Genomic DNA, 17,603 nt, shown 5'->3' with positions numbered 1-17,603 from the left:
GCACATGAGCGTCATCAACCCGCAAACCCGTGAATGGCAAACCCTGAGCGGCGAGCACCACCTGGCACCCTTCAGTGATTACAAGCAGCTGAAGGAGAAGGGGCCGCGCATCATCACCAAGGCCCAGGGTGTGCATTTGTGGGATAGCGAGGGGCACAAGATTCTCGACGGCATGGCCGGCCTGTGGTGTGTGGCGGTCGGCTACGGCCGTGAGGAACTGGTACAGGCGGCCGAAAAGCAGATGCGCGAGCTGCCGTACTACAACCTGTTCTTCCAGACCGCCCACCCGCCAGCGCTGGAGCTGGCCAAGGCGATCACAGACGTGGCGCCGGAAGGCATGACCCATGTGTTCTTCACCGGCTCTGGCTCCGAAGGCAACGACACTGTGCTGCGCATGGTCCGCCACTACTGGGCGCTGAAGGGCAAGCCACACAAGCAGACCATCATCAGCCGGGTCAACGGCTACCACGGCTCTACCGTGGCTGGCGCCAGCCTGGGCGGCATGAGCGGCATGCACGAGCAGGGCGGCTTGCCGATTCCGGGCATCGTGCATATCCCGCAGCCGTACTGGTTCGGTGAAGGCGGCGACATGACCCCGGATGAATTCGGTGTCTGGGCTGCCGAGCAACTGGAGAAGAAAATTCTCGAAGTTGGCGAAGACAATGTCGCCGCCTTTATCGCCGAACCTATCCAGGGTGCCGGTGGCGTGATCATTCCGCCCGAGACCTACTGGCCGAAGGTGAAGGAGATCCTCGCCAAGTACGACATCCTGTTTGTCGCCGACGAAGTGATCTGCGGTTTCGGCCGTACCGGTGAGTGGTTCGGCTCTGACTACTACGGGCTCGAACCCGACCTGATGACCATCGCCAAGGGCCTGACGTCCGGCTACATCCCCATGGGCGGTGTGATTGTGCGTGACACCGTGGCCAAGGTGATCAGCGAAGGCGGTGACTTCAACCATGGTTTCACCTATTCCGGCCACCCGGTGGCGGCCGCGGTGGGTCTGGAAAACCTGCGCATCCTGCGCGACGAGAAAATTGTCGAGAAGGCGCGCACGGAAGCGGCACCGTATTTGCAAAAGCGGTTGCGTGAGCTGCGGGACCACCCGCTGGTTGGCGAGGTACGTGGCCTGGGCCTGCTCGGCGCGATCGAGCTGGTCAAGGACAAGGCCACCCGTAGCCGTTACGAAGGCAAGGGCGTAGGCATGATCTGCCGCAACTTCTGCTTTGAAAACGGCCTGATCATGCGCGCGGTGGGTGACACCATGATCATCGCGCCGCCGCTGGTGATCAGCCATGCGGAGATCGACGAGCTGGTGGAAAAGGCGCGCAAATGCCTGGACCTGACGCTCGAGGCGATCAACTGAGCACCTGCTAGGCTAGCGATGTGACATTAAGTCGTTACAACGCCCTGCTTTCCTTGAAACAGGGCCTTGTAACTTGCCAGACTAGCGACTGTTTCAGTCGCCGCGCGCTCTGCACCGTGGGTCCTGGCTGCTGAACGGAAGGCTAAACAAAAAAATTCTGGAGCATTACGCATGAAGAAAATGGGCAAGACGTTGCTGGCCGCCGCCCTTATGGGTGCCATGGCCTCCGCTGTTCAGGCTGAAGACAAGGTGTTGAACGTCTACAACTGGTCGGACTACATCGCTCCGGACACCATCGCCAAGTTCGAGAAACAGACTGGCATCAAGGTCAAGTACGACGTTTTCGACAGCAACGAAACCCTTGAAGCCAAGCTGCTGGCCGGCAAATCGGGTTACGACATCGTGGTGCCGTCCAACAACTTCCTGGCCAAGCAAATCAAGGCTGGCGTGTACGAAGAACTGGACCGTTCCAAGCTGCCGAACTGGAAGAACCTCGACGAAGACCTGCTCAAGGCCGTCGGCGATGCCAGCGACCAAGGCAACAAGCACGCCTTCCCGTACATGTGGGGCTCGATCGGCATCGGCTACAACCCGGAGAAGGTCAAGGCCGCGCTGGGTGTGGACAAGATCGACTCGTGGGACGCGGTGTTCAAGCCTGAGAATATCGCCAAGCTCAAGAGCTGCGGTGTGAGCTTCCTGGATGCCCCGACCGAAATGCTGCCAGCCGCGCTGCACTACCTGGGCCTGCCAAGCAACAGCACCAAGAAAGAAGACCTGAAGGCCGCCGAGGACCTGTTCCTCAAGATCCGTCCTTCGATCACCTACTTCCACTCGTCCAAGTACATCGGCGACATGGCCAACGGCAACATCTGCGTGGCCGTCGGTTACTCGGGTGACCTGGAGCAGTCCAAGGCCCGCGCCCACGAAGCTGGCGACAAGGTGAAAGTGGACTACGTCATTCCGAAAGAAGGTGCCGGTACTTTCTACGACATGGTCGCCATCCCTAAAGATGCCGAGCACAAAGACGCTGCCTACCAGTTCATGAATTTCCTGATGCAGCCGGAAATCATGGCTGAGATCACCAATGCCGTGCGCTTCCCGAACGGCAACAAGGCGGCTACCGCGATGGTGGACAAGGACATCTCCAGCGACCCAAGCATCTACCCGCCTGCCGAAGTGAAGAAGCAGCTGTACGCGATCGCTGCGCCTGATGCTTCGGTACAGCGTGTGATCACCCGCAGCTGGACCAAGATCAAGTCGGGCAAGTAAGCCCGATGAAACATCCCTGGGCTGGGGATTCCCGGCCCAGGGCCTGTGAAAGGCAATTGATGATTGCGGCATCGAAGCTGCGAAGGTAAGTTGCGCGCCGGTTTTGCGTGTGCGGCAGCATTGTCGCTACCCAGGCACTGATTGTGAGGACCACCCACTTGTCTATTTCTGTATTCCGCAAGGCCTTGATGGCCGGCGCGGGCCTGACGCTGGCATGCAGCGTCCAAGCGGCGCCAACGGTGCACTTCTATAACTGGTCCGACTACATCGGCCCGACCACACTCGCGGACTTCGAGAAAGCCACGGGCATCAAACCCGTGCAGGATGTATTCGACTCCAACGAAACCCTGGAAGGCAAGCTGCTGGCCGGCAACACCGGCTATGACGTGGTAGTGCCGTCCAACCATTTCCTCGGCAAGCAGATCAAGGCGGGCGCTTTCCAGAAGCTCGACAAGAACCTGCTGCCCAACTATTCCAACCTCGACCCGGCGTTGATGAAGCGCCTGGAAAAGAACGACCCGGGTAACCAGTACGCGGTGCCTTACCTATGGGGCACCAATGGTATCGGCTACAACGTCGACAAGGTGAAAGCCGCGCTGGGCGTGGACACCATCGACTCCTGGGCCGTGCTGTTCGAACCCGAGAACATGAAGAAGCTCTCCAAGTGTGGTGTGGCCTTCCTCGACTCGGCGGACGAAATGCTCCCCGCAGTGCTCAACTACATGGGCCTGAACCCCAACAGCACTGATGCCAAGGATTACGCCAAGGCCGAGCAGAAACTGCTGGCGGTGCGCCCTTACGTGACCTACTTCCATTCGTCCAAGTACATCACCGACCTGGCCAACGGCGACATCTGCGTCGCGGCAGGCTTCTCGGGTGATGTGTTCCAGGCCAAGGCCCGCGCAGAAGAAGCGAAGAAGGGCGTGAACCTGGCCTACGCCATTCCCAAGGAAGGCGGCAACCTCTGGTTCGACGTGCTGGCGATCCCCAAGGACGCCAAGAACGTCAAGGAGGCGCACGCCTTCATCAACTATTTGCTGAAACCTGAGGTTATCGCCCAGGTCAGTGATTACGTCGGTTACGCCAACCCGAACCCCAAGGCTGGCGACCTGATGGACCAGGCCGTGAGGACTGACGCCGCGGTTTACCCACCGCAGGAAGTGCTGGACAAGATGTTCGTGAACTCAGAGTTGCCACCCAAGGTGCAACGGCTGATGACCCGTAGCTGGACCAAGGTCAAGTCGGGCAAGTAAAAATCCAGACCCGCGCCGGCACCTGCAGAACAGGCCACGCGGGCACAAAAATCTTGTTGGGAGTTTCACTCATGGCAGTTGCCTCCGGTGCCTATAAGAAAGCCCTCGAGGGTGGCCAGCAACCCAAGCAGGTGCTGGTCAAGATCGACCGGGTCACGAAAAAATTCGACGAAACCGTAGCCGTGGACGATGTGTCCCTGGAAATCCGCAAGGGCGAGATCTTCGCCCTGCTGGGTGGTTCCGGCTCTGGCAAGTCCACCTTGCTGCGCATGCTGGCTGGCTTCGAACGCCCGACTGAAGGGCGTATCTTCCTCGATGGCGTCGATATCACCGACATGCCGCCTTACGAGCGGCCGATCAACATGATGTTCCAGTCCTACGCGCTGTTCCCGCACATGACCGTGGCGCAGAACATCGCCTTTGGCCTACAGCAGGACAAGATGGCCAAGGCCGAGATCGATGCCCGCGTGGCGGAGATGCTCAAGCTGGTGCATATGACCCAGTACGCCAAGCGCAAGCCGCACCAGCTGTCCGGTGGCCAGCGCCAGCGCGTGGCCCTGGCCCGCTCGTTGGCCAAGCGCCCCAAGCTGCTGCTGCTCGACGAACCGATGGGCGCGCTGGACAAGAAGCTGCGTTCGCAGATGCAGCTGGAACTGGTAGAGATCATCGAGCGTGTGGGTGTGACCTGCGTGATGGTGACCCACGATCAGGAAGAGGCCATGACCATGGCCCAGCGCATCGCCATCATGCACTTGGGCTGGATCGCCCAGATCGGCTCGCCGGTCGACATCTACGAGACACCTACCAGCCGCCTGGTGTGCGAGTTCATCGGTAACGTCAACCTGTTCGAAGGTGATGTGGTCGATGACGCCGAAGGCCACGCGATCATTGCCAGCCCAGAGCTGGAGCGCAAGATCTACGTCGGCCACGGCATCACCACCTCGGTGGAAGACAAGCACATCACCTACGCCCTGCGCCCGGAGAAACTGCTGGTCACCACCAAGCAGCCCGAGTTCGAGCACAACTGGTCGCGCGGCAAGGTCCACGACATCGCCTACCTGGGTGGCCACTCGGTGTTCTACGTCGAGCTGCCGAGCGGCAAGGTCGTGCAGTCGTTCGTCGCCAACGCCGAGCGCCAGGGCACGCGCCCGACCTGGGGCGATGAAGTGTACGTGTGGTGGGAAGACGACAGCGGCGTGGTACTGCGGTCATGAAACTGCGCAAGCTCAAGCGAGCCTTCCAGCGCATTACCCCGGAGGGGCGACACCTGGTGATCGGCGTGCCGTTCATCTGGCTGTTCCTGTTCTTCATGCTGCCGTTCTTCATCGTGCTGAAGATCAGCTTCGCCGAAGCCGACGTCGCGATCCCGCCGTACACCGAGATCTACACCTACGTCGAAGACAAGATCCAGCTGGTGCTCAACCTGGCCAACTACGGCCTGCTGACCGAGGATGAGCTGTATATTTCGGCTTACCTTGGCTCGCTGAAGATGGCCTTCTTCAGCACCCTGTTGTGCCTGCTGATCGGCTACCCAATGGCCTATGCCATTGCCAACGCCAAGAAGGAAACCCAGACGGTCCTGCTGCTGCTGATCATGATGCCGACCTGGACGGCGATCCTGATTCGCGTCTACGCGTGGATGGGTATCCTCAGCAACAACGGCCTGCTCAATGGCTTCCTGATGTGGACCGGGCTGATCGATCAGCCGTTGCAGATCCTCAACACCAACCTGGCGGTGTACATAGGCGTGGTCTATTCGTACCTGCCGTTCATGATCCTGCCGCTGTTCGCCAACCTGGTGAAGCACGACCCTTCGCTGCTGGAGGCTGCTTCGGACCTGGGGTCGAGTACCTTCAACAGCTTCTGGAAAATTACCGTGCCGCTGTCGAAGAACGGCATCATCGCCGGTTGCATGCTGGTGTTCATCCCAGTGGTGGGCGAGTTCGTGATCCCTGAACTGCTCGGCGGCCCGGAAACCCTGATGATCGGTAAAGTGCTGTGGCAGGAGTTCTTCAACAACCGCGACTGGCCGGTGGCATCTGCCCTGGCAGTGGTGATGCTGGCGATCCTGATCGTGCCGATCCTGCTGTTCAACCGTAGCCAGGCCAAAGAGATGGAGGGCCGCGCATGAAACGCTTCAGTTTCTCCAAGCTGATGCTGGTGCTCGGCTTGCTGTTCATCTACCTGCCGATGCTGATCCTGGTGATCTACTCGTTCAACGCCTCCAAACTGGTGACGGTGTGGGGCGGCTGGTCGATCAAGTGGTACGTCGGCCTGCTCGACAACACTCAGCTGATGGGTTCGGTGATGCGCTCCCTCGAAATCGCCTGCTACACGGCGGTGGCTGCGGTGGCGCTGGGTACCCTGGCGGCCTTCGTGCTGACCCGGGTCACCCGGTTCAAGGGCCGCACGCTGTTCGGTGGCCTGGTCACCGCGCCGCTGGTAATGCCCGAAGTGATCACCGGTCTGTCGCTGTTGCTGCTGTTCGTGGCCATGGCGCAGATGATCGGCTGGCCGCAGGAGCGCGGTATCGTCACCATCTGGATCGCCCATACAACGTTCTGTGCGGCGTATGTGGCGGTGGTGGTGTCGGCTCGCCTGCGTGAGCTGGACCTGTCGATCGAGGAGGCGGCGATGGACCTGGGTGCCAAGCCGTGGAAGGTGTTCTTCCTGATCACCATCCCGATGATCGCGCCATCGCTGGCGGCGGGCGGCATGATGTCGTTCGCCCTGTCGCTGGACGACCTGGTACTGGCCAGCTTCGTGTCCGGCCCGGGCTCGACCACCTTGCCGATGGAAGTGTTCTCGGCGGTGCGCCTGGGCGTGAAGCCTGAAATCAACGCAGTGGCCAGCCTGATTTTGCTGTCGGTATCGCTGGTCACCTTCTTTGTCTGGTTCTTCAGCCGCCGTGCCGAAGAGCGTCGTCGCAAGGCGATTCAACAGGCAATCGAAGAGGGTGCGGCGGCCAACGCTTCGCAGCCGCAGATCAAGCGACCGGCGCAGGTGGCTGCGTCAGCCTGACCTGGCCCTTTCGCGGGCACGCCCGCTCCCACAGTAGTAGTGCACAACCTTCAAAAAGTGCACGGTCGCTGTGGGAGCGGGTTCACCCGCGAATGCCCCCAGCACACACTCAAAGCCAGACTGCATCCCAGTGTGGATAGTCCCTGATACTTCTTACCAATCCAGCCCTCAAGGGATTGGCAACAATGTACCGGGCGACATGAACCATGCTTTCCTCCCTTCTCAATGCCCGGTCCTGATACCCAGGCTGCCATACCGGATGATGTGCAACCCCTGCCTGATGTAAATCGAGACTGGACCTTGACTTGAACCTGCGCATCAAGGCATCCAGCGTTGCTCCTTTCAATTCGATCAGCCAGTGCAGATGGTCTGGCATCAACACCCAGGCCAGTGAACGGCAGGCTTGTTCCTGATCGGATTGCCGCAAGTGTTGAATGACCAAGCGGGCATGGTGGAACTCATCGAATAGCGGCTTTCGCTGATGGGTAACGGTGGTCAGCAGATAAAGCCTGCCGAGTTCTGAATAGCGACCACGACGAAGCAGATGGGATTGAGCCCTAGGCATCAGGTTCTTCCTTGTAAGGCAGATGGTCTCCCAAAGGTAGTGACTGTGACGCCCGCATAAGGCAGTGGATGGTTTCTGGATATGGCAGCGGTTATGTGTACCTGTACTGGCCTCTTCGCGGGTGAACCCGCTCCCACAGGTACTGCACAGGATTCAGCATAGGCACAATCTCCGTGGGAGCGGGTTCACCCGCGAAGAGGCCCCCACCGGCTGTGAAATTACCGGACTGACCCACGTCAGTGATGTTTATCGAACCCTGAACTACGCTCACAGTCGCATTCCACAAATCATTTGTGCACAAGCAAGGAGCCAGCATGGCGTTGATACGTCCGTTGTCGGTCGTCTGCCTCGGGCTGCTTTACATGCTCACTGGCTGTAGCAAGGAAGAGGTCCCCGAGACATTGCCTCGGGTAGGCGTGCAACAGGTGCAGCCCACCGATTTCGCTGCCAGGGTCACCCTGACCGGCGACGTACAGGCGCGGGTGCAGACCGACCTGTCGTTCCGCGTTGGCGGCAAGATCATTTCGCGCAGTGTGGACGTGGGCGATCATGTGAAGGCCAACCAGGTGCTGGCGCGGCTGGACCCAAAAGACCTGCAGAACAACGTCAACTCCGCTAAAGCCGAGGTCTTCGCCGCACAGGCGCGGGTCACCCAGACCAGCGCGGCCTTCGTACGCCAGCAAAAGCTGCTGCCCAAGGGCTACACCAGCCAGAGCGAATACGATGCTGCCGAAGCTTCGCTGCGCAGCAATCAGAGCGCGCTCAAGGCCGCCCAGGCGCAACTGGCCAATGCCAACGAGCAACTCAGCTACACCGCACTAGTCTCAGAGGCCGCCGGGGTGATCACCGAGCGTCAAGCCGAAGTTGGCCAGGTGGTGCAAGCGACCATGCCGATTTTCAGCCTGGCCGTGGACGGTGACCGCGACGCGGTGTTCAACGTTTATGAATCCTTGTTGGTGGCACCGCCCAGCGATGCCGGGGTGATTGTCAGCCTGCTGGACGACCCCAAGGTCCAGGCGCACGGGTTTGTCCGTGAAATCACACCTACCGTGTCGGCGCAAAGCGGCACGGTGCAGGTCAAGGTAGCCCTGAAGGACGTGCCACCGGGCATGCAGCTGGGCGCGCCGGTAACGGCCAGCACCAATGCGGTGGGGCGGCCGAGCATCGAGCTGCCGTGGTCGGCCTTGACCAAGGCACTGCATGGGCCTGCCGTCTGGGTAGTGGGCGAAGGCGACAAGGTCGAATTGCGCAAGGTCGAGGTCAGCCGCTACCTGACCGGCAAGATCGTGATCGCCAGCGGCTTGAAGGCGGGCGAGACCGTGGTGGTCAATGGCAGCCAGCTGCTGCACCCGGGCATGCAGGTTGAGAAGGTCGATGCCAAGGCCCAAGGGGGTGAGTTATGACACGCCTGCTGCTGATGCTCTCGGCCGCCATGCTGCTGGCCGGCTGCGGAAGCGAGGAGCAAGCCCCAGAGCCGATCCGGCCGGTGCTCTCGGTGAAGGTGGAGCCCCAGGTACAGTCGCAGCTGGGCCGCTTTGCCGGCAATATCGAAGCGCGCTTTGAAAGCACTTTGGGCTTTCGGGTTTCCGGGCGCATTGCCCGCCGCTGGCTGGATGTGGGCGCCCAGGTCAAGCCGGGCGATACGCTGGCCACGCTCGACCCCACCGACCAGCAGAACCAGCTGCGTGCCGCCGAAGGCGACCTGGCCAAGGTGCAGGCGCAATGGATCAATGCCCAGGCAGATGCGCGGCGCCAGCAACAGCTGTATGACCGTGGCGTGGGTGCCCAGGCGCAGCTGGACATCGCCCAGACCAACCTGAAAACCACCAGTGCCGCGCTGGAGCAGGCGCGCTCGGCACTCAGCCAGGCCCGCGACCAGCTCGACTACAGCACCCTGCGCACCGACCACGCGGCGGTAATCACCGCCTGGCAGGCCGAAGCCGGGCAAACCGTGACCGCCGGGCAGGCCGTGGTGACCTTGGCCCGGCCCGATGTGAAGGAGGCAGTGATCGACCTGCCGATCGGCCTGGCTGAGCAACTGAACAAGGACCTGACCTTCACTGTCGCCTCGCAGCTCGACCCTACCATCGACACCACCGCCACCCTGCGCGAGCTGGAGCCGCAGGCCGACCCGACAACCCGTACCCGCCGTGCGCGACTGACCTTGGCGAGCACCCCGGCAGCGTTCCACCTGGGTACTGCGATCAGTGTCACCCTGACTTCGCAAGTATCCCCACGCAGCGAGCTGCCCCTGAGTGCCTTGCTCGAGCGTGACGGCAAGACCCAGGTGTGGGTGATCGACACCCAGCAGAAGACGGTTACCCCCCGCGACGTCACCCTGATCGACCGCACGTCCGACAGCATCATCCTGGCTTCCGGCGTGCAGCCAGGCGAGCGTGTGGTAACTGCCGGCGTTAACAGCCTCAAGCCTGGCCAGAAGGTCGCCTTCGACGAGGATGCGCAATGAAAGGAAGCTTCAACCTGTCCGACTGGGCACTCAAGCATCAATCGTTCGTCTGGTACCTGATGTTCGTCGGCCTGCTGATGGGGATTTTTTCCTATTTCAACCTGGGCCGTGAGGAAGACCCGTCGTTCACCATCAAGACCATGGTCATCCAGACCCGCTGGCCCGGTGCAACCCAGGATGAAACCCTGTACCAGGTTACCGACCGCATCGAGAAGAAGCTCGAGGAGCTCGACTCGCTGGATTACACCAAGAGCTACACCCGCCCGGGCGAGTCCACGGTCTACGTGTACCTGCGTGACACCACCAAGGCCGAGGACATCCCGGAAATCTGGTACCAGGTGCGCAAGAAGATCCAGGACATTCGTGGCCAGTTTCCCGCCGGCATCCAGGGGCCTGGGTTCAACGACGAGTTCGGTGACGTGTTCGGCTCGATCTACGCTTTTACCGCCGACGGCCTGACCATGCGTCAGTTGCGTGACTATGTTGAGCAGGCGCGGGCCGAAGTACGCGATGTACCCAACATCGGCAAGATCGAGTTTGTCGGTACCCAGGACGAAGTGCTGTACCTGAACTTCTCCACCCGCAAGCTGGCCGCCCTGGGCATAGACCAGCGCCAGGTCATGCAGGCCCTGCAAGCGCAGAATGCGGTCACCCCGGCCGGGGTGATCGAGGCTGGGCCGGAGCGTATCTCGGTGCGTACCTCCGGGCAGTTCGCCTCGGAAAAGGACCTGCAAACCGTCAACCTCAAGATCAACGACCGCTTCTTCCGCCTGGCTGATATCGCTGACATCGAGCGCGGCTATGTCGACCCGCCGTCACCGATGTTCCGGTACAACGGCCAGACCGCGATCGGCTTGGCCATTGGCATGAAGGCTGGCGGCAACATGCAGGTATTCGGTGCTGCGCTGAAAAAGCGCATGGACCAAGTGATCGAAGACCTGCCGATAGGTGTTGGCGTGCACACCGTGTCGGACCAGGCGGTGGTGGTCAAACAGGCGGTTGGCGGTTTCACCAGTGCGCTGTTCGAAGCGGTGGTGATCGTGCTGGCGGTGAGCTTCGTCAGCCTGGGCATGCGCGCAGGCCTGGTGGTGGCCTGCTCGATTCCGCTGGTGCTGGCGATGGTGTTCGTGTTCATGGAATACAGCGGCATCACCATGCAGCGGATTTCGCTGGGCGCGTTGATCATTGCCCTGGGGCTGTTGGTAGATGATGCGATGATCACCGTGGAGGTCATGGTCACCCGGCTGGAGATGGGCGAGAGCAAGGAGCAGGCGGCTACCTTTGCCTATACCTCCACGGCTTTCCCGATGCTCACCGGCACTCTGGTGACCGTGGCCGGCTTTGTGCCGATCGGCCTCAACGCCAGCTCCGCGGGCGAATACACCTACACCTTGTTCGCGGTCATTGCCGTAGCCTTGCTGGTGTCATGGATCGTTGCCGTGTTCTTCGCCCCGGTGCTGGGTGTGCATATTCTCAGCAGCAGCAAGCTCAAGGCCCACGAAGCCGAGCCTGGGCGGGTCGGCAGGGCGTTTGAAGGGGGGCTGCTGTGGTGCATGCGTCATCGCTGGCTGACGATCATCGGCACCATCCTGTTGTTTGCCCTGTCGCTGTTCTGCATGCGTTTCGTGCAGAACCAGTTCTTCCCCTCCTCGGACCGCCCGGAGATCCTGGTCGACCTGAACCTGCCGCAAAACGCTTCGATCGAGGAAACCCGAAAGGTGGTCGACCGTTTCGAGGCCCGCATCAAGGATGACCCCGATTTGGTGCATTGGAGCACCTACATTGGCCAGGGCGCCATCCGCTTCTACCTGCCGCTCGACCAGCAGCTGCAGAACCCGTATTACGCCCAGCTGGTCATTGTCAGCAAGGGCTTCGAAGAGCGCCAAGGCATGATCGAGCGCCTGCAGAAGATCCTGCATGAAGAATTCGTCGGCATCGGCACCAACGTGCAATCGCTGGAAATGGGCCCGCCGGTGGGTCGGCCGATCCAGTACCGGGTCAGTGGCTCCAGTATCGACGAGGTGCGCAAGCACGCCATCGACCTGGCCACCTTGCTTAACCAGAACGAGCACATCGGCGAGATGATCTATGACTGGAACGAGCCCGGTAAGGTGCTGCGCGTGGAGATCGCCCAGGACAAGGCGCGCCAGCTGGGGCTATCGTCGGAAGACGTGGCCAATGTGATGAACAGCATCGTCAGTGGCGTGCAGATAACCCAGGTCAACGACAACATCTACCTGGTCAACGTGGTCGCCCGCGCCGAAGACAGCGAGCGCGGTTCGCCCGATACTCTGCAGAACCTGCAGATCCTCACCCCCAACGGCACCTCGATCCCACTGCTGTCGTTCGCCACCGTGCGCTACGAGCTGGAGCAGCCATTGGTATGGCGGCGCGACCGCAAACCGACCATTACCATCAAAGCCTCGGTCAACGGCGACATCCAGCCCACCGACCTGGTGGCCCAACTGAAGCCGAAAATTGACGAGTTCGCCAGCAAGCTGCCGGTCGGTTACGAAGTGGCCACGGGTGGTACGGTTGAAGAAAGCAGCAAGGCCCAGGGGCCGATCGCCAAGGTCCTCCCACTGATGCTGTTCCTCATGGCGACCTTCCTGATGATCCAGTTGCACAGCGTACAGAAGCTGTTCCTGGTGGTCAGCGTGGCGCCGCTGGGGCTGATTGGCGTGGTGTTGGCGCTGGTGCCTACGGGCACGCCGATGGGCTTTGTGGCGATCCTCGGCATTCTGGCGCTCGCGGGTATCATCATTCGCAACTCGGTGATCCTGGTGACCCAGATCGACGAGTTCGAAGCCCAGGGCTTCTCGCCGTGGGATGCGGTGGTGGAGGCCACCAACCATCGTCGTCGGCCTATCCTGCTGACTGCGGCGGCGGCGAGCCTGGGCATGATCCCGATTGCCCGCGAGGTGTTCTGGGGCCCGATGGCCTACGCGATGATTGGCGGGATCATCGTGGCCACCTTGCTGACGCTGCTGTTCCTACCGGCACTGTACGTGGCCTGGTACAAGATCCGCGAGCCGCAGAAACAGAACTGAAGCCTTGTACGGACCTTGTGGGACCGGGTGATCCCGCTCCCACAGGGGGTTCTGGCGCCTGCGAAATCGTGAATTTATTTTGGTTATATAAAAATTCTTAAACAGTATTTTTAAGAATAACTCAGCCTCACTACTATTGCCCTCAAGCCAGGCGCAAATCCCCTTCATACCTCTGCCCGGCACCCTCACTCCAAGGAGAACGAGCATGAGTGCATCCCTGCGTAGCATCGACGGTCAGGACGAAGCCACCATTCTGCGGGAAATCCAGAGCGCCCTGCGCGACCTGCGGTTCGGTGCGGTGGAGATCACTGTGCACAACGCTCAGGTCGTCCAGATCGAGCGCAAGGAGAAGTTCCGCCTGCAACAGCCCGGCAACAAGACCGGCTGATCGCGCCACCCATTCAAAACTAGAAAAATGCCAATCGGGAGCTTCACCATGTCCATTCGCCGTTATGCGCTCGCCGCCCTGGCCAGTGCTGTTTTTGCCGGTTCCGCCATCGCCAAGGACTACGAACTGCTGAACGTGTCCTACGACCCGACCCGTGAGCTGTACCAGCAGTACAACGCCGAGTTCATCAAGCACTGGCAGCAGGCCCACCCGGGCGACAAGGTGAAGATCCAGCAATCCCACGGTGGCTCGGGCAAACAGGGGCGTGCGGTGATCGACGGCCTGCGTGCCGACGTGGTGACCCTGGCCCTGGCCGGTGACATCGACGAAATCGCCAAGCTGGGCAAGACCCTGCCGGACAACTGGCAGACCCGCTTGCCGGACGCCAGCACCCCGTATACCTCGACCATCGTGTTCCTGGTACGCAAGGGCAACCCGAAGGGCATCAAGGACTGGGGCGACCTGATCAAGAAGGACGTGTCGGTCATTACCCCCAACCCGAAAACCTCTGGCGGTGCGCGCTGGAACTTCCTTGCCGCCTGGGCCTACGGCCTGAAGACCGGCGGGAGCGAAGACAAGGCCAAGGCATATGTCCAGGAGCTGTTCAAGCACGTCCCTGTGCTGGACACCGGCGCCCGTGGCTCGACCATCACCTTCGTCAACAACGGCCAGGGTGACGTGTTGCTGGCTTGGGAAAACGAAGCTTTCCTGGCGCTGAAGGAAGACGGTGGGGCTGACAAGTTCGACATCGTTGTACCGTCGCTGTCGATCCTGGCCGAGCCGCCGGTCGCGGTGGTGGACAAGAACGCCGAGAAGAAGGGCAATACCGAGATTGCCACCGAGTACCTGAAGCACCTGTACAGCCCGGCCGGGCAGAAGATTGCTGCGGAGAACTTCTACCGCCCGCGTGACGAGAAAGTGGCTGCCGAGTTCGGCAAGCAGTTCCCGAAACTCGACCTGGTGACCATCGACAAGGATTTTGGTGGTTGGAAGACGGCACAACCGAAATTCTTCAATGATGGCGGTGTGTTCGACCAGATCTATCAGGCACAGTAAACGCCAAGGAAAAGCGGGGGCCGCCTTGCGGCCCATTCGCGGCACAAGGCCGCTCCCACAAAGAGCCGCGATCCCCCGTGGAACCGCGATCCCTGTGGGAGCGGCCTTGTGCCGCGAATGGGCTGCAAAGCAGCCCCAGGATTCAGAAGCCTGCACCGGCCCCGGATCGATACTGGGCCAAGTGCATTCAACCAGGGATACTTATGTCACGTCGTATTTCCCCCGTCATACCCGGCTTCGGGCTGACGCTGGGCTACACCTTGGTGTACCTCAGCCTGATCGTGCTGATACCGCTGGCGGCCATGTTCATCCATGCCTCGCAGCTCACCTTCGAGCAGTTCTGGAACATCATCAGTGCGCCGCGGGTGATCGCTGCGCTCAAGCTGAGCTTCGGCACCGCCCTGTTCGCCGCCATCATCAACGGTGTGATCGGTACCCTGCTGGCCTGGGTGCTGGTGCGTTACACGTTCCCAGGGCGCAAGATCATCGACGCCATGATCGACCTGCCCTTCGCCCTGCCCACTGCCGTTGCCGGCATCGCCCTGACCGCCTTGTATGCACCGCAGGGTTGGGTCGGCCAGTTCGCCACCGACCTGGGCTTCAAGATCGCCTACACCCCGCTGGGTATCACCCTGGCACTGACCTTCGTCACCCTGCCGTTCGTGGTGCGCACGGTGCAGCCGGTGCTGGCCGATATCCCGCGTGAAGTGGAAGAAGCCGCGGCCTGCCTGGGCGCCAAGCCATTGCAGGTGTTCCGCCACATCCTGGCGCCGGCACTGCTGCCGGCCTGGCTCACGGGCTTTGCGTTGGCCTTCGCCCGTGGCGTGGGCGAGTATGGCTCGGTGATTTTCATCGCCGGCAACATGCCGATGAAAACCGAAATCCTGCCGCTGCTGATCATGGTCAAGCTCGACCAGTACGACTACACCGGCGCGACCGCCATCGGCGTGCTGATGCTGGTGGTTTCCTTCATCCTGCTGCTGCTGATCAACCTGCTGCAGCGCCGTATCGAAACCCCTTGAAGGAGGCCGGCATGTCCAGTTCATCCCTGAGTACCAGCGCCGCCGCCAACGCCGCCCGCCGTGGCAGTGCCACTTCGCGCCGCATCCTGATCGGCCTTGGCTGGCTGGTGTTCGCGCTGTTCCTGCTGCTGCCGCTGGTCATCGTGGTGTCGCAGGCGCTGAAGAACGGTTTTGGTACCTTCTTCGAGGCGATCTTCGAGCCTGACGCCTTGTCGGCGCTGAAGCTGACCCTGCTCGCCGTGTTCATCTCGGTGCCGCTGAACCTGGTGTTCGGAGTCAGCGCTGCGTGGTGCGTGAGCAAGTACACCTTCCGCGGCAAGAGCATCCTGGTCACCCTGATCGACCTGCCGTTCTCGGTGTCGCCGGTGATCGCGGGCCTGGTCTACGTGCTGATGTTCGGCGCGCAAGGCCTGTTCGGGCCGTGGCTGCAGGACCACGATATCCAGATCGTCTTCGCACTGCCCGGCATTGTCCTGGCGACCATCTTCGTCACCGTGCCGTTCGTGGCCCGTGAGCTGATCCCGCTGATGCAGGAGCAGGGCACGCAAGAGGAGGAGGCCGCACGCCTGCTCGGCGCCAATGGTTGGCAGATGTTCTGGCACGTGACCCTGCCGAACATCAAGTGGGGCCTGATCTATGGCGTGGTGCTGTGTACTGCACGGGCCATGGGCGAGTTTGGCGCGGTGTCGGTGGTGTCCGGCCACATCCGTGGCGTGACCAACACCTTGCCGCTCCACGTGGAGATCCTCTACAACGAGTACAACCACGTCGCGGCTTTCAGCGTGGCCAGCCTGTTGCTGATCCTGGCGCTCTTCATCCTGCTGCTCAAGCAGTGGAGCGAGAACCGTATTAACCGCCTGCGCCACAGCGCCGCGGAGGAATGATTCATGTCGATCGAAGTTCGTAACGTCAGCAAGCGCTTCAACAGCTTCCAGGCCCTGGACAACATCAACCTGGACATCAACAGCGGCGAACTGGTGGCCTTGCTCGGCCCGTCCGGTTGCGGCAAGACCACCCTGCTGCGCATCATCGCCGGCCTGGAAACCCCGGACCAGGGCAACATCGTGTTCCATGGTGAGGACGTGTCCGGCCATGACGTGCGCGACCGCAACGTCGGTTTCGTGTTCCAGCACTACGCGTTGTTCCGTCACATGAGCGTGTTCGACAACGTTGCCTTTGGCCTGCGCATGAAGCCCAAGGGCGAGCGCCCGAGCGAGAGCAGGATTGCCGAGAAGGTGCATGAACTGCTGAACATGGTGCAGCTGGACTGGCTGTCCGACCGCTACCCGGAGCAGCTGTCTGGCGGCCAGCGTCAGCGTATTGCCCTGGCCCGCGCCTTGGCAGTGGAGCCCAAGGTGCTGCTGCTGGACGAGCCGTTCGGTGCCTTGGACGCCAAGGTGCGCAAAGAGCTGCGCCGCTGGCTGGCGCGGCTGCACGAGGATATCAACCTGACCTCGGTGTTTGTCACCCACGACCAGGAGGAGGCCATGGAAGTGGCTGACCGCATTGTGGTGATGAACAAAGGTGTGATCGAGCAGATCGGCTCGCCAGGCGAGGTGTACGAACAGCCGGCCAACGATTTCGTCTATCACTTCCTCGGCGATTCCAACCGGTTGGCCTTGAGCGAAGGGCACCATGTGCTGTTCCGCCCGCACGAAGTGTCGCTGTCGCGCCATGAGACCGAAGGGCACCATGCCGCCGAGGTGCGAGATATCCGGCCGTTGGGCGCGACCACACGGGTGACCTTGAAGGTGGAAGGGCAGAGCGAGCTGATCGAAGCCGAAGTGGTCAAGGACCATGACAGCCTGACCGGGTTGGCGCGGGGAGAGACGTTGTTCTTCCGGCCAAAGGTTTGGCAGAAGGTGGCGGACATCTGAGCCGGCTTTGTGAGTGAAAGGCCCGGGCTTGGTCTTGATGCTGTTCACCTAAGCCCGATGTGACATCGATTGGGGCTGCCTTGCAGCCCTTCGCGGGCAAGCCCGCTCCTACAAGTACGGCGCAAACCTCAAGGAATGCACGCTGCTTTGGGAGCGGGCTTGCCCGCGAAGGGCCGCAAGGCGGCCCCGATTGCTTAAGTGAACAAGGGTGCGAGCCTCGCGGCAATCTCATGCCTTGCGCAAATATTTTGTATGCCCTCAATGCATCG

15 protein-coding genes are annotated in these 17,603 nt (G+C 61.2%); 14 read left to right on the top strand and 1 reads right to left on the bottom strand.

What is annotated here, in order from left to right:
* Window positions 1–4 precede the first annotated feature (4 nt).
* The 6 genes from E8E68_RS05950 to E8E68_RS05925 all read left to right on the top strand — a co-directional run bounded on the left by E8E68_RS05950 (window position 5) and on the right by E8E68_RS05925 (window position 6,909).
* Complete coding sequence (locus E8E68_RS05950; RefSeq protein ID WP_266028999.1) at window positions 5–1,366, top strand: aspartate aminotransferase family protein; 1,362 nt, start codon at window positions 5–7, stop codon at window positions 1,364–1,366.
* 171 nt (window positions 1,367–1,537) lie between these two features.
* Entirely contained in the window at window positions 1,538–2,635 is a 1,098-nt protein-coding gene (locus E8E68_RS05945) for a polyamine ABC transporter substrate-binding protein (protein WP_266029000.1), read from the top strand.
* Window positions 2,636–2,793: 158 nt separating this feature from the next.
* Window positions 2,794–3,888 carry a polyamine ABC transporter substrate-binding protein gene (locus tag E8E68_RS05940; protein ID WP_266029001.1) on the top strand — a complete coding sequence of 365 codons (1,095 nt, stop codon included), beginning with the start codon at window positions 2,794–2,796 and terminating at the stop codon, window positions 3,886–3,888.
* Window positions 3,889–3,959: 71 nt separating this feature from the next.
* The gene (gene potA / locus E8E68_RS05935; protein ID WP_110743329.1) at window positions 3,960–5,102 is read left to right on the top strand and encodes a polyamine ABC transporter ATP-binding protein; all 1,143 of its coding nucleotides are present in this window, start codon (window positions 3,960–3,962) and stop codon (window positions 5,100–5,102) included.
* The gene (locus E8E68_RS05930) at window positions 5,099–6,019 is read left to right on the top strand and encodes an ABC transporter permease subunit (RefSeq protein ID WP_009681714.1); all 921 of its coding nucleotides are present in this window, start codon (window positions 5,099–5,101) and stop codon (window positions 6,017–6,019) included. Before potA ends, E8E68_RS05930 begins: the two co-directional genes overlap by 4 nt.
* Window positions 6,016–6,909, top strand: coding sequence for an ABC transporter permease subunit (locus E8E68_RS05925; RefSeq protein ID WP_266029002.1), 894 nt, complete (start codon window positions 6,016–6,018; stop codon window positions 6,907–6,909). Before E8E68_RS05930 ends, E8E68_RS05925 begins: the two co-directional genes overlap by 4 nt.
* Before the next feature lie 109 nt (window positions 6,910–7,018).
* Here E8E68_RS05925 and E8E68_RS05920 read toward each other — a convergent pair whose 3' ends face one another.
* Window positions 7,019–7,474, bottom strand: a complete 456-nt coding sequence (locus E8E68_RS05920) for a transposase (protein ID WP_280340199.1) — start codon at window positions 7,472–7,474, stop codon at window positions 7,019–7,021.
* Window positions 7,475–7,788: 314 nt separating this feature from the next.
* Between E8E68_RS05920 and E8E68_RS05915 the strand changes: the two genes are divergently transcribed.
* The 8 genes from E8E68_RS05915 to E8E68_RS05880 all read left to right on the top strand — a co-directional run bounded on the left by E8E68_RS05915 (window position 7,789) and on the right by E8E68_RS05880 (window position 17,334).
* Window positions 7,789–8,877 (top strand): efflux RND transporter periplasmic adaptor subunit, encoded by a 1,089-nt coding sequence (locus E8E68_RS05915; RefSeq protein WP_266029004.1) that lies wholly within the window; start codon window positions 7,789–7,791, stop codon window positions 8,875–8,877.
* On the top strand, window positions 8,874–9,941 hold the full coding sequence (locus E8E68_RS05910; RefSeq protein WP_280340198.1) for an efflux RND transporter periplasmic adaptor subunit: 1,068 nt from the start codon (window positions 8,874–8,876) through the stop codon (window positions 9,939–9,941). Before E8E68_RS05915 ends, E8E68_RS05910 begins: the two co-directional genes overlap by 4 nt.
* A complete protein-coding gene (locus tag E8E68_RS05905) occupies window positions 9,938–12,991 on the top strand; it encodes an efflux RND transporter permease subunit (protein ID WP_266029006.1) in 3,054 nt (1,017 codons plus the stop codon). The genes E8E68_RS05910 and E8E68_RS05905 overlap by 4 nt, the downstream gene beginning before the upstream one ends.
* A 205-nt stretch (window positions 12,992–13,196) precedes the next feature.
* A complete protein-coding gene (oscA, locus tag E8E68_RS05900; protein ID WP_003258557.1) occupies window positions 13,197–13,379 on the top strand; it encodes a sulfur starvation response protein OscA in 183 nt (60 codons plus the stop codon).
* Window positions 13,380–13,427: 48 nt separating this feature from the next.
* On the top strand, window positions 13,428–14,435 hold the full coding sequence (locus E8E68_RS05895; protein ID WP_110632752.1) for a sulfate ABC transporter substrate-binding protein: 1,008 nt from the start codon (window positions 13,428–13,430) through the stop codon (window positions 14,433–14,435).
* Between the two features lie 203 nt (window positions 14,436–14,638).
* The gene (cysT, locus tag E8E68_RS05890) at window positions 14,639–15,457 is read left to right on the top strand and encodes a sulfate ABC transporter permease subunit CysT (RefSeq protein ID WP_010955699.1); all 819 of its coding nucleotides are present in this window, start codon (window positions 14,639–14,641) and stop codon (window positions 15,455–15,457) included.
* Between the two features lie 11 nt (window positions 15,458–15,468).
* A complete protein-coding gene (gene cysW / locus E8E68_RS05885) occupies window positions 15,469–16,341 on the top strand; it encodes a sulfate ABC transporter permease subunit CysW (RefSeq protein ID WP_110743322.1) in 873 nt (290 codons plus the stop codon).
* Between the two features lie 3 nt (window positions 16,342–16,344).
* Window positions 16,345–17,334 carry a sulfate ABC transporter ATP-binding protein gene (locus tag E8E68_RS05880; protein ID WP_110743321.1) on the top strand — a complete coding sequence of 330 codons (990 nt, stop codon included), beginning with the start codon at window positions 16,345–16,347 and terminating at the stop codon, window positions 17,332–17,334.
* Window positions 17,335–17,603 lie beyond the last annotated feature (269 nt).

The sequence above is a fragment of the Pseudomonas sp. BN607 genome, from assembly GCF_029871175.1.
GTDB lineage: Bacteria > Pseudomonadota > Gammaproteobacteria > Pseudomonadales > Pseudomonadaceae > Aquipseudomonas.
The sequence above is the reverse complement of the archived record's forward strand: the minus strand, read 5'-3'. Positions and strand labels throughout refer to the sequence as shown.